The organism is Cecembia rubra (genome assembly GCF_003014575.1).
In the GTDB taxonomy this organism is placed as follows: Bacteria; Bacteroidota; Bacteroidia; order Cytophagales; family Cyclobacteriaceae; genus Cecembia_A; species Cecembia_A rubra.
Genome location: NZ_PYGF01000002.1, coordinates 443,688 through 456,575, shown reverse-complemented (window position 1 = coordinate 456,575; position 12,888 = coordinate 443,688). Strand labels below are relative to the sequence as shown.

Here is a 12,888-nt window from a genome sequence, read left to right as displayed (position 1 = left end):
GTCACGACAAAAAAAGCAATGGCCTAAATAGGATAATTTTAAAATCTTTATTTTTCCAAATCAAACAATCCGGCAAATCTTCCCTATGGAAGTTTTGCCGGATTAATTTAAATCACAGTAATTATTATTTCCTAAACCTCTTATAAGCATTAATCAATCCATTCGTGGACGAATCATGACTTTTTACTTCCTCCTCTCCAATTAACTCAGGCAAAATTGCATTAGCCAAAATTTTTCCTAATTCAACTCCCCATTGATCGAAGCTGTAAATATTCCAGATCACACCCTGAACAAAAATCTTATGCTCATACATGGCTATCAATTGTCCTAGGGTATACGGAGTAATATATTTGACCAGAATAGAATTAGTGGGCCTGTTTCCTTCAAAAACTCTATGGACTGCAATTTTTTCAATTTCTTCTGTAGATTTTCCTGCTCTGGTCATTTCAGCTTTGACTTCTTCTAAGGACTTTCCGTACATTAAAGCTTCTGTCTGTGCAAAAAAGTTGGACAATAACTTCACATGATGATCACCGATAGGGTTGTGTGAAATTGCAGGGGCAATAAAATCACAAGGGATCAGATGGGTTCCCTGATGGATCAACTGGTAAAAAGCATGCTGACCGTTAGTCCCAGGCTCCCCCCAAATGATGGGGCCGGTGCTATATGATACTTTTTCTCCATTTCTGGAAACATACTTACCATTTGATTCCATATTTCCTTGTTGGAAATAAGCAGCGAAACGGTGCAAATACTGGTCATAGGGCAAAATGGCCTCAGAACTTGCTCCCAGGAAATTAGTATTCCAAATGCCAATAAGTGCCAAAATCACTGGAATGTTCTCACCAAATGCCGCATGCTTGAAATGTTGATCCATGGAATGGGCTCCTTCCAATAGTTTTTCAAAATTCTCAAAACCTATAGCACAGGCGATAGGAAGTCCTATGGCAGACCAAAGCGAATACCTCCCTCCTACCCAATCCCAAAATTCGAACATATTTCTCGTATCAATCCCAAATTCAGCCACAGCTTTGGCATTGGTAGAAAGTGCCACAAAATGCTTGGCAATCGCCGATTTATCCTTTGCATTCTCCAAAAACCAGCTTCTAGCCGTATGGGCATTGGTCATGGTTTCCTGTGTGGTAAATGTCTTTGAGGCTATAAAGAAAAGGGTTGTCTCGGGATCAACTTTCTTCAAAGTCTCAGATATATGTGTTCCATCAACGTTAGATACAAAAAACACCTCCAAATTAGGGTTTTGATAAGGTTTCAGGGCTTCTGTAACCATTACAGGACCTAAATCAGAACCACCAATACCGATATTGACCAAATATTTGATTGACTTTCCTGTATATCCTTTCCAGCTCCCATTAGAAATCTGATCAGAAAAAGCCTTCATCTGGGCCAATACGGCATTGACTTCAGGCATAACATCTTTTCCATCCATATATACTGGTGAATTGGAACGGTTCCTCAATGCAGTATGCAACACCGCCCTTCCTTCAGTACCATTGATCTTTTCTCCTGAAAACATGGCCTGGATTGCTTTCTCTAGTCCACATTCTTCCGCTAGGCCAATCAAAGTTGAAAAAATTTCCTTGTTCATCCTATTTTTGGAATAATCCACCAAAAGATCCTCAAATTGGATGGAAAAATCGGAAAAGCGGCTTTCATCCTGAAAGAGCTCTTTGATCTGCAATGTCTTGTGATCCTTGGCTAATCGTGAAAGTTTTTGCCAAGTGCCAGTAGTGGTAGGGTCAATATTTTTCATTTTTTTGTTGGTCTAATAGGAATAACGCTGCAAAAATAGAACTTTATACGAGCAGAGAAAGTATCTAAAGGAATAAGAAAAAAATGAATATCGAATTAAATTTTTAAATTGGATCACAGTAGATTTTCAATTTTATGTGTGATACCCTTGTCTCTATCCCCAATTTTACAGCTTCAGGAAATCTTATTTTCGCAAAAAATTCCGACCGTGAACCTGATGAGGCCCAAGCTTTACTACATGTTCCAAGAACAATCCATCAAGAAGCTTACTTGAAATGCACTTATATAAAGATCCCTCAGGTCAAAGAAACTTTTGGTATAATCCTTTCCAAACCCTTTCACATTTGGGGTGCCGAAATGGGAGTAAATGAACACGGAGTAGTCATTGGAAATGAAGCTGTATTTACAAGGGTAAAAATAAGAAAGGATAACTCCGGGCTCAATGGAATGGACCTATTGAGACTCGCTTTGGAAAGATCCGAAAATTCCGAGGAAGCCATTGAATGGATAACCCAATTATTGAAAAGATATGGTCAGGACGCCTGTGGTGGCTACAAAAACAAAGATTTTTTTTACCACAACAGTTATTTATTAGCTGACTCCAAAAGCGCCTATATTTTAGAAACCGCCGGAAAATCCTGGGCGTTGAAAAAAATTTCATCCATAGGATCTATTTCAAACGGATTACAAATTGGATCAGATTATGATAAAGTACATTTAGCAGAAGAAAAACTCAATTTCCCATTTCAATACTTTCCTAAACCAAAACCATTTTCTTTTAACAGATATTATTCAGACTTTCTTTATACTACAATAGGAAGAGCAGTCAAAAGGCAAAGCTGTAGCCTTGGTTTAATGCAGGAGCAAGAAGGTAGTTTCAGCGTTTTAAAAGCCATGGGGATTTTAAAAACACATGATAAAGCAGAAGCTGATTTTGATCCGAAAAAAGCGAATACTGCTTCCCTTTGTATGCATGCCACTGGTCTTACAAACCCTAGCACAACTACGGGAAGTATGGTTGCCGAAATCCGAAAAGATTTACCATCTACCATTTGGCTGACGGGTACATCAATGCCATGCATTTCTGTATTTATACCCTTTTTTCTCGGCACTTCTACCCTTTCCGGATTCACTCAACCCAATGCAAGTCCAGATGATTCACTTTGGTGGAAAGCTGAAAAATGGCACAGATGGATCTGTGAAGATTATAAGAAAAGAAAAATAGCCATTGTAGAGGAACTGAACCAGATACAGGCGGATTTTCTCATGAAAGAAAAAGAATTGTTCAGCAAAAATCCAGAATTAAAAATATTAGAGGCATTCAGTGCTGAATGCCTCCAAAAGGTAGATGAATTTTATTCCAGAAAATTACCTGTTAATTCAGTTAGGATTAATCGATCCTGATCCTGAAAGGAATTGCCGGGAGACCTTCAGAATTATACAAATTTACCTCAGGATTATCCGCCCAAGCATATCTAATTTCTGTTGGATTTTGAACAAGTGGATGAAACACTTGAACTTGAGCAGTATTGATTAATTCTGCTTTAGCTGGATAAAATTTACCTTCCTGATCTGAAATGATAAATCCTTTCACCTCATTTCCAAAAGACAATTTCAAACCATTACCTGTATGATCAAAAGATAGATTTACCTTTTGTCCAACTTTTTGAAATTCTTTGAACACAGGGCCAGAATATAGCACATCGTCCCCATAAGCTACTTTTTGGGCAACTTTCCAAAGGCGATGCCCCACATCCTTTTTATTCCTTGGGTGGATATCATTGGCATCTCCAATATCAATGGCCACTGCCATCCCTGAATTGGGCAAAGCTAAAGTTTGATACTGTGCCTCTCTAAGGAATGCCCAGTTGGACTCAGGCTGTAAATCTTTCCTTTCCATGAAATTTGCTAATTGGACAAACAAAAATGGAAAATCCCCAATGCTCCATCTTTCCCTCCAGTTTTGGATCATCGTTCCAAACAATTCTCTGTAATGCTGATGGTCGCCAGCATTGCTTTCACCTTGATACCAAATCACACCCTTGATAGGATATTTAACAATTGGCGCAATCATGGCATTGAACATCATTCCAGGCAACCAATTATACCATTCCACTACGGGAAGTTCTTCTTCTATGCGGTTACTGTATTTCCATTCACCTTCCAGGGAAATTTTCTTATTTCCGGATTTTAGGTAAAGTTGGTCTTTCTTGCCTAAGACAGGTTCATTATTCCATGTATTTATTACTCTTACTGTAAGGATATTTTCTCCTTTATTGAGCATACTTGCCGGAACCGGAAATTCTTTTACATCAGTCCCCCAATCTTTGTAAAAAAGCCTTCCCCCATTTATATAAACATACCCCATCTGTTGAATTTCTCCCAGATTGAGCATAAAATTAGCATCAGTATCAGTAAGAGTAAATTTTTTTCTTAACCAAGCAATATCCTTAAAAGGATTGGCATCAGGAAGTTGGACAGTCTGCCATTCACTGTCATCAAAATCAGGATTGGCGACTCCCTGAATTTCCCCATTTTGAGGAGCAATGACCAAATCATTTCTTTTAAGCTCCCTCAATTTATTCTCAATCACCTCTTGAATCCAATAGTCCTGCCTGTCCAAAATATCCTGAGCATTTTCCTTGTACAGTTCCAAAGAAAGCAATCTATCAGTCTGTGTCCACCCCTCTGCGGGTGTACCTCCCCAATTACTTTCTATAATACCTACCGGCACACCTTTTTCAAGATGGTTTTTCTTGGCAAAGAACCATGCCACAGCTGAAAAATTCAAAATATTGTCTGAATCTGCTTTTAGCCACTCCCCTCCTCTTACATCAAATTTCTCCTTCGCATCATAATCATGGGGAATTTTAAAAAAACGGATAAGAGAATAATCTGCATCCGCCAATTCTTCATGAAGACCTTCCACCTGTGCACTCATCACCCACTCCATATTGGACTGGCCTCCAGCTACCCAAACATCACCTACCTGTACATCATAAAACTTCTTGCCATTCACTTCCAACTCATAGGGACCGGAAGCTGGTAAAGGATCAAATTCTAATAACCAATTACCCTCTTTATTAATTTTAGCCTGTTTTTCTACCCCATTGAAAACCGCCTTAACTCTTTGCCCGGGAGATCCGGTGCCCCAAACACGTATCGGTTGGTTCCTTTGAAAAACCATGTTGTCCCCAAAGAACTTGGGCATAGTGATTTCAGCTTGTGTATTATCATCCTTGCAGCCAATCTGGCTGAAGAGCACCAATAGAAGCAGAATAAAAGAGAAAATTTTCTTCATAAAGTTGGAGATTTTATAATATCATCGCGAATTTATTTAAGTGCAATATTTTTGTCAACAGGCCATTTATATGGTATGGCCACTCAGGATCATACCTTCATTCATTGACTTCAAATAAGTGATTACTTTTCCGTCCCCCCCAACTTCGCAGACTCGATAACCTGGATGTGGTGACCCCCAACTTCCTCCAAAATGTCCAGACCAGAGATAAGGTTTTTTTCTGTTTCTCATTATTCCATTGACATCATGGTCATGCCCATGAAATATGGCCCTTACATTGGAATATCTTGCCATCAATTCCAAAAAGGGATCACAGGAAACCCCATGCAATGTCCAGTCATTCTGGGAAATATGAACAAAAACAAATACAAAAGCCAGGTTCTTGAATTCCTCCAAAGATGATTTCAAAAATTCTGTATCGGCGCACAAGTACTCCCCAGCCTGATTGGAACTATTGGCCAGAATCATTCCAAAGTGCTCTTTCCAAACAAATCGATGGTCAGCAGGAATTCCCCAGATATTTTGCCAGGCAGTCTCTGATATTCGGTCATGGTTACCTTTAACAGGAAAATACGGTAGCTTTAAACTGTCATATACTTTTTTAACCTCAGGCATCCACTTCGGATCATCATGGATCAAATCTCCATTAAATACCACAAAATCCACTTCCTGCTCCTGTTGAATAGCTTTTAATAATGTTTTATGACTTGCTTCAAACTCTGTATTTGGCTGTCCATAATGTCCATCAGAGGCCACTATAAACTTCAATTTCGTCTTCTCAGGAAATTCCATTTTCCCATAATTTAGAAATGGCATAAGCGAAGTCATTGAGGTGAGAAAGGTTAATTTTTTGAGGAATGGACGTCTTTTCATTCTAAGCTGTTTTGATAAGGTACGCAGTAATGATTCCTGTGACTATGGCTATACCAAAACTCAAAAGGGTTCCAATCAGGATATACTCTGTAAGTTTTCTGTCTTTTGACTCTTTGAGATCCCCAAATCTGAATATGGATTTTGCAGCTATTAAAAAACCTACAGCCTCCCATTGGTCAATCAAGATAAAAACAAATACAAGTAATCTTTCTAAGATCCCAATATATTTGCCAGCATTTGCCAAAGAATCATCCTCATTTTCCTGTATAGCCAAAGACCAACCTTTCAATAAAACTCCTATCACTATTGGAGCAACTATCAATAGAAATACAAAGGCTGTCATTACTGTCAAAAATGTCTGAGACATTAAATGACCCCAATTAAGCCAAATTCCGCCCGTCCAAAATTGGGCTACCCCCACCAATACCAGGAAATGCATTCCTTGGTCAAACAAAAACCAAAAAACCATATTGTTGGATTTTTGAAATATCAACTTCATCCAATCAATGTGAAAATGACTTACTGCTAAAAACAATGCAAGTGGCCAAAAATCAAAATCCCAAATCAATGCCCAAGGAATCAACCCATGGCTTATGGAGTGAACATACAATTGCCACGACCTTGCTTTTTTTAATTCTTTGGCAATTACCCATTTTTTGGTTTGCAACAAAAAATCCCCAATAAAGTGGGCGAGAATCAGCTTCAATAGGATAATCATAACATTTGCTCTTTAAGTTTCAATCTGAAAAAACGCTCCAACTCCAGAATTTCCCCCAAAAATCCTCTTTGAATCCTACCACTTACAGAATTTTGCTCTATCCCTAGAATTTTAGCCAATTCCACCTGTTTCAATTCAGGACATTCCAAAATGATCTTAATTGTCTCGGCCGAGCTTATAGTCCAATTATCCATCAAAATCAGAGCAAACTTTAAGGTGAAATTGAAATCACGATCCAAATTTGGCCAACCTGAGTTCAATAAAAGATTAGATGAATTTCTTTTTAAGGATTCAAATGCTTCACCTGACCTTATATATGCCGACCCTACTTTTTCTCCAATATTAGTTCCCCCAATACTCCCCTCTCCTATCCCTATAGCCATTCTGACATCAACCGGTGATTGGCGTATGGATTTATCCTTATCACTGATTGACTTTATTGTCGCTTTGACCTTGAGAGCAACAAGCAAAGCATCCATAGGATCTTTGATTTCAATTTGAAAACTATCTCCTCTAAAAATCTCCCAAGTTTTCTTTTCTTCACCTATTGAGGAAAACAAATTCTTAATTGGAAAAAGCCATTCTTTGGGATTTTCCAATTTCCTTGAATTGATGATATCTCCTGTGATTACAGCCAGCATACCCGTAATATCGTTAAAAAATTCGATATATAAAAATATCATATAAAATAACGATATTTTTGAATAGCTGGATATTAAACGACAAAAGCCAGCAAGTACCCTTGGACTTGCTGGCTTTCTAAAATCAATACTCTAAATCACCTCAACTTATCCCAGTTGATAAGGGCATTCCACACCATTGGAGCATCGTGGTGATTCAGATACCTGTGAAGCGGATCAAAAGTAAAAGCCAAAATACTACCTTTTCCTAAAGGAACATTGAATACAGCTCCATGTCCGACAATCTCCTGCTCATTCCTTACCATTCCTGAAACAACATATGGTGGATTTTTTTCATCTTTCTTTTCTGCTTTGGCTGTCAATTCCTTCTCCTTCAAACCCAAAATAGGACCTTCATAGGGAACTTCATCTTTCAATGGTTGAAATCCATACTGCACAAGCATCAAGTCTCGGTTGAATTTATCTGTTTGAAGTAAAGGACCATTTCCTCTAAAAAGGTTAAAGCTTTCAGGAAATCCGTACAAGATTGGCGATCCGGATTTTCTCGCTTTGGCCATGACAATGGAACCTGGATGGAACAAACTTCCAGCGGAGACAGGGCTCAGTTCAGAAGCAATACCCATTTCAGCTATAATACTACTGGTATTGTCCAAAGTAATCAGCAATCCTCCTTCCTCAACAAATTTCCTGAGATTTTCAATGCCTAAAAAGCCAGGACCACCGGTCATGTCATTGGTCGAAGCGGGAAATCCGTGGGACGGAAATTGAGCAGTTTTGGTATAAGGCATGGGGCCAAATTTTTTATCCACACCATGGATAAAGTTTTTTGCATTCCCTCTTACTCTCGGCAATAAGATCACATCAAATTTTGACCTTAGATTGCCTGATTTCAAAACATCTTTGTCAATAGAAGTATATGGAATACCTCTTTCTTCAAAAGTATATCTAGACCAACCTTCATCCTGGGTATTGTACCAAGTATGGTAGATGGCAACTCTAGGCAACTGTATTGATTTCTGATCTGAAGTGGAAATTTCAGATCCCCCTGCTTTAAGATCCAAACCGAAGTCAAGTGCAATTTTTGTTGCCTGATCAGCATTGATTTTCTTAATTAAAATAGAACCGGCAGGTAGGGTATCTCCATCCACAACAATTGTTTTTGGTAGAATACTCAACTCCGTATTTCTGTTTTGGGATTTGAAGGCATAAAGTGCAGGAAGCACAGAATTCTGTGCTTTGTAGGTTAATAAATATGTGTTCCCTTGACCAATTACCTTTCCCAAATACTTGACAGGGTAATCCAAAGCTTTTAAACCTGAAACATTGAAATCAAGACTATCTTTGGCTTTCACCTCCACCCCATACAAATTAGGCAAGGTCCAAGCAATGGCATCATAAGGTGGAAATTTGGCATCTTTTGGATAGGCTGTAGGTGTCATCAAAGACACTAAAAGGTTCCGATAAGGTTGCTCAGTCAATGCTACATAATGCGACTCATTTTCATAAACCTCAATGCCTTGCGAAACCAACTGATTGGCAAGATACGCTGCCATTGCCGGATCGCGTTGCTCTTTGGCTATTGTAAAGGCTTTGGGGCCTTCTTTCCTGCCTTTTTCAAGGCTGTTATAGGCCTTTTTGTAAAAATTGCTCAATAAAAGTTGGGCATTGTCGGCCGCATAAGATAAGGATGCAATCACCCCTACCTGTGTGTAATTAATATTATTTCTAAAGGACCAATATACCTGCGGAGTTGCTGGATCCGGTCTATACCATTCTTTGGATGTAGCCAAATCTCCAGCAAAGCGTGCAGTAGAAAGATCCCTCAAATAGGTATCTGCACCTGCATTACCATAAGTCTCATAAAACCGTCCATTGGAATTGTGGTTATTGGCTACCCAAATACCATACCCAGGCCACCAACCATCATAAAATGCCCATGTAAAAGCTCCAGGCATTCCTTGGGCTGCCACAGCTGAAACATCATGGTTACCCATTACCTGCCATTCACTTTGAGTAATTGGGTCTACATAATCGTTGTAGGGTCCTGTTCCTGTTGAAATATACAATAAAGGAACAGACTCATGAAGGTCCAACATCACAGTCGGGTGGAATTCAAAGAAGGCTTTGAAAATTGACTTTGTAATTTGTTGGGAAACCTGCAATCCGTCTCTATTGTTGTCATGAAACACATATTTTCCCCAATATGGAGTACTCCTTGGAAATCCATCTTCAAAATTTTCCCTTCCTTTGGTGTATCTGTAATACCAGTCTACTTGCTTGTCCCAACCATCTGGCTCCATTACAGGATTGATCACTGTGATTACATTCTCTCTGATTTTTTTAATTTCTTGGGCTGGGGATGTTATCAACCTATAAGCAAGTTCCATCAACATTTCAGGTGAACCCATTTCTGTAGCATGCATTCCACCTGAAACATAATAAATTGGCTTACTTTCCAATACAATTTTCTCTGCCTGCTCCTGGCTCGTTATTCTAGGATCTGACAATAATGCAGTCTGATTTTTAAAATAGTCTAATTCAGATATGGTATTCTCGTCAGCAATAACCACAATATAGAAAGGTCTTCCTTCCTCAGAGACACCCATTTGCTGTATTTTAACCATTGGGGAAGTTTCTGCCAGTTTTTTATAGTAATTAAAAATTTCCTCAGAACGGTGGACATGCCCCTCTGCCCCGATAATATGGCCAAAGTGCTTCAAAGGATTGGGAATAGTTGGATGGTCCACTACATCCAAGAGACTCTTGGGAAGAAACCTCTCATCTGTGGTAAATTCTTTGATTTTATTCACGTAATTCCTGTCTATAGTTTGGGATTTAGCGGACATCTGAAAAATAAGGGCCGCAATCAACAAGAAGTAAAGGTGTTTTTTCATAATGGGGAAGATTGTAAATAGAACCAAAAAGCTACAAATTTCGGATCAATAATAAAATCAGTTTTGAAAAACTTAGACTTTGGAAGGATAAACGGAAAAAAATTTTGTACTGGCCCCAAAAACATAAAAAAATAAAACCCCTATAATTACTTCAACCAACGATCAAACCATTCAAAAGCTTCTGCCTGCATGTTTTTATCAAACTTATGTGGTCCAGGATGAAAAGTGCAACGATACTTCTCAGATGCCCCTGCCTTGCTGAATATTTCAGCTAACATTTCGTCTGCTTTTTTCATTTCCTCAAGAGTAAACAATGTGTCTTCTATATCATTCAGGACCATGGTTGCCTTAGGGGCTCTCAGTGCAAATATTTCTGGAAAATCAAGCTCTCTTGGAAGTAAGGGAATATAAATCATCCAGGTATGGTTATGGGACTTGTTCATCAACAAATCGGCCCATGTGGTCATAAACCCCACACTGATAGCGCAAGCAATCCGATCATCTAAGCCTCCAAGCATAACCGCCCTTAATCCTCCACCAGAAAGTCCGGCACAGCCCAATCTAAAAGGATCCACATCATTTCTTGATGCCAAAATATCCAATGCAATTTGGTCCTCAGCCAAATATACCGCTGGCCATGATAAACCAGCACTGAATAAAGATTTAGCCATGATATGTTCATGGTCTGATGCCCAGGAATTGTAAGCATTGATATTTTCCACCTTGCCCATATCGAAATCCTTTATTCCCCTCCTCCTTTCTTCAGGAACATCTTCCAACAACACCCTTCTACTTCCAAAAGCAAAAGCATCATGAACCATAACCACATAGCCCTGCTTGGCCAGTTCATTTGCCCAAGCTGATCCCTCGTAATATTGTTGCTGATGTTCCTCAACATATTCGGGTAGCTTATAGCTTACCTTACAGATTTTTTCCAATCCTAAATATTTATTCCCTCCATGACAATGTAATCCCAATACTGCGGGGAGTTTACCGGTGACATTCTCAGGCTTAAGTATTACTGCCCTGGTGGGATTCCCATAAGGCAATTGATAGCTGATCTCTTCGCAAATTAACCCGTCAAATAGATGAACCCGATGAACAGTTATTTTTGGTTTTTCTTCTATCCCTAAGTATCCCATCCTTTCTTTGACTTGGGCAGTTGCCTTGACCTTCCAAGCAGATAGGTCTGAAAATTCTTCCTTCCTAAAAGACAAACTTGGCATCTTGTTCAAAAACAGGCTTTTTGCCCAGGGGCCATATTTGCCGAGTTGATTTTTCTCAAAATCATTATTCATAAGGTTAAGGGTTTTGTTAGTTCCTAAGGGTACAAAAATTCCATTCAAATCAACAGCAAACATGCCCATTCCTGCCCAAGAGGCCTGTTTTATGAAGTCTCTCCTTTTTGTACCCATAATGGGAATTAAATTAAGCTTTTTCGGACAAAATCCAGTTCAAAACATTCATCAATGTCTGAATATCTGATTCGGTATTGTACAAATGAAATGATAGCCGGATAGATTTGCCCCTTATTGAAACAAAAATTTTGTTTTCCTGTAATCGCCGAATAACTTCTCCACTTTCTATTCCTTCAGGCAAACCTACCCCAAACAAGTGTTTGGCCCTGAAAGCATCCTCTTCCAACCAAAATCCATTTTCTCTGAAAAACTGGACCAAGGGCAGAGTCAGGTCATTGCAATAATGTTGAATATTGTCCACTCCCCAATCTAATAATTGTTCCATTGCTGCGTTGAACATGGGGAGTAAAATAAAATTTCCGTATTCACCGACATTGTACCTCCCTGCTCCTGGAGCATAATCTTCCACATACTGTGTCAAATTGGAAAATTGCTTCGCATTACTTCGGTTCACCCAAGTTTCCTCAAGAGGTTTACCATTATTAAAATATTCTGAAAAATACGCAGCCCCTATAGCATAAGGACCCATGAGCCATTTATACCCGGCACATATAAGGGCATCTACTTTACATTCTTCAACATCGATTGGTAATGCCCCCACTGATTGGGTCCCATCGAGAATTAAAAAAGCATTTTTCTCTTTACATCTTTGACCGATGGCCTTTAGGTCAAACTGGGTGCCATCTGCCCAGTGAATGGTAGACATAACTACCACAGCAGTATCCTCATTAATGGCTTCCAATATGCTTTCATTCCACCTTTCCCCTCTTCCTTGCTTATATTCAGGCGCTGTAATGATCTTTAATTGCTTCCTATGATTCAGGCACCATTTTTCTATGGCATAGTAACCACTTGGAAACTCCTCAGAAACAACTATTGCGGTATTTCCATTATCCAGTGGAAGATTATTAATGGCCGTTGTAAGACCATAAGAGGCGGCAGGAATAATGGCTACCTGTGTTGAAGGACAATTAACAAGTTTTCCGAAATTTGTTCTTACTTTCTCTCCAGTTTCAAAAAAGTCTTTAGGCTGAATGGTAGTTGGATTCCGTTTTTGAATAAGGGACTTGATTCCTATTTCTTCAACAGAACGGAGCAATGGAGACATATAGGCACCATTGAGGTAATGGATATCTTCAGGAAGTTGGAAAAGGTGTTTTTGGTTTATCAAGGTCTTCATTTTTCAATTATTTTTAGTTTTGCCACAAAGGCAAGAAAACACTTCTTTGCTTTTCTATATCTAACTGCAAAATTAAGCGCCTTCTATTTTCCC

9 protein-coding genes are annotated in these 12,888 nt (G+C 39.0%); 1 reads left to right on the top strand and 8 read right to left on the bottom strand.

What is annotated here, in order from left to right:
* Positions 1-124 precede the first annotated feature (124 nt).
* Positions 125-1,771, bottom strand: coding sequence for a glucose-6-phosphate isomerase (gene pgi, locus CLV48_RS06790; protein ID WP_106566500.1), 1,647 nt, complete (start codon positions 1,769-1,771; stop codon positions 125-127).
* Positions 1,772-1,905: 134 nt separating this feature from the next.
* Here pgi and CLV48_RS06785 point away from each other — a divergent pair, with 134 nt between their 5' ends.
* Positions 1,906-3,174 (top strand): carcinine hydrolase/isopenicillin-N N-acyltransferase family protein, encoded by a 1,269-nt coding sequence (locus CLV48_RS06785; RefSeq protein WP_106566499.1) that lies wholly within the window; start codon positions 1,906-1,908, stop codon positions 3,172-3,174.
* On the opposite strand, the gene CLV48_RS06780 is transcribed toward CLV48_RS06785, so the two are convergent.
* The 7 genes from CLV48_RS06780 to CLV48_RS06750 form a co-directional block, all read right to left on the bottom strand.
* Positions 3,161-5,071 (bottom strand): sialate O-acetylesterase, encoded by a 1,911-nt coding sequence (locus CLV48_RS06780; protein WP_106566498.1) that lies wholly within the window; start codon positions 5,069-5,071, stop codon positions 3,161-3,163. The genes CLV48_RS06785 and CLV48_RS06780 overlap by 14 nt on opposite strands.
* 66 nt (positions 5,072-5,137) lie before the next feature.
* Entirely contained in the window at positions 5,138-5,944 is an 807-nt protein-coding gene (locus CLV48_RS06775; RefSeq protein ID WP_211299907.1) for a metallophosphoesterase family protein, read from the bottom strand.
* A 1-nt stretch (position 5,945) separates the two neighbouring features.
* On the bottom strand, positions 5,946-6,662 hold the full coding sequence (locus tag CLV48_RS06770) for a DUF3307 domain-containing protein (protein WP_106566497.1): 717 nt from the start codon (positions 6,660-6,662) through the stop codon (positions 5,946-5,948).
* Positions 6,659-7,345: a hypothetical protein gene (locus CLV48_RS06765; RefSeq protein WP_245889504.1), complete on the bottom strand. Its 687-nt coding sequence runs from the start codon at positions 7,343-7,345 to the stop codon at positions 6,659-6,661. Before CLV48_RS06765 ends, CLV48_RS06770 begins: the two co-directional genes overlap by 4 nt.
* A gap of 95 nt (positions 7,346-7,440) precedes the next feature.
* The gene (locus CLV48_RS06760; protein ID WP_106566496.1) at positions 7,441-10,197 is read right to left on the bottom strand and encodes a M14 family zinc carboxypeptidase; all 2,757 of its coding nucleotides are present in this window, start codon (positions 10,195-10,197) and stop codon (positions 7,441-7,443) included.
* A 146-nt stretch (positions 10,198-10,343) separates the two neighbouring features.
* Positions 10,344-11,612: an alpha/beta hydrolase family protein gene (locus tag CLV48_RS06755; RefSeq protein ID WP_106566495.1), complete on the bottom strand. Its 1,269-nt coding sequence runs from the start codon at positions 11,610-11,612 to the stop codon at positions 10,344-10,346.
* A gap of 13 nt (positions 11,613-11,625) precedes the next feature.
* Positions 11,626-12,795, bottom strand: coding sequence for an aminotransferase class V-fold PLP-dependent enzyme (locus CLV48_RS06750; RefSeq protein WP_106566494.1), 1,170 nt, complete (start codon positions 12,793-12,795; stop codon positions 11,626-11,628).
* Positions 12,796-12,888 lie beyond the last annotated feature (93 nt).

Coding starts and splice junctions, on each gene's coding strand:
- pgi (WP_106566500.1), bottom strand. CDS start 1,771: ATGAAAAATATTGACCCTACCACTACTGGCACTTGGCAAAAACTTTCA.
- CLV48_RS06785 (WP_106566499.1), top strand. CDS start 1,906: ATGTGTGATACCCTTGTCTCTATCCCCAATTTTACAGCTTCAGGAAAT.
- CLV48_RS06780 (WP_106566498.1), bottom strand. CDS start 5,071: ATGAAGAAAATTTTCTCTTTTATTCTGCTTCTATTGGTGCTCTTCAGC.
- CLV48_RS06775 (WP_211299907.1), bottom strand. CDS start 5,944: ATGAAAAGACGTCCATTCCTCAAAAAATTAACCTTTCTCACCTCAATG.
- CLV48_RS06770 (WP_106566497.1), bottom strand. CDS start 6,662: ATGATTATCCTATTGAAGCTGATTCTCGCCCACTTTATTGGGGATTTT.
- CLV48_RS06765 (WP_245889504.1), bottom strand. CDS start 7,345: ATGATATTTTTATATATCGAATTTTTTAACGATATTACGGGTATGCTG.
- CLV48_RS06760 (WP_106566496.1), bottom strand. CDS start 10,197: ATGAAAAAACACCTTTACTTCTTGTTGATTGCGGCCCTTATTTTTCAG.
- CLV48_RS06755 (WP_106566495.1), bottom strand. CDS start 11,612: ATGGGTACAAAAAGGAGAGACTTCATAAAACAGGCCTCTTGGGCAGGA.
- CLV48_RS06750 (WP_106566494.1), bottom strand. CDS start 12,795: ATGAAGACCTTGATAAACCAAAAACACCTTTTCCAACTTCCTGAAGAT.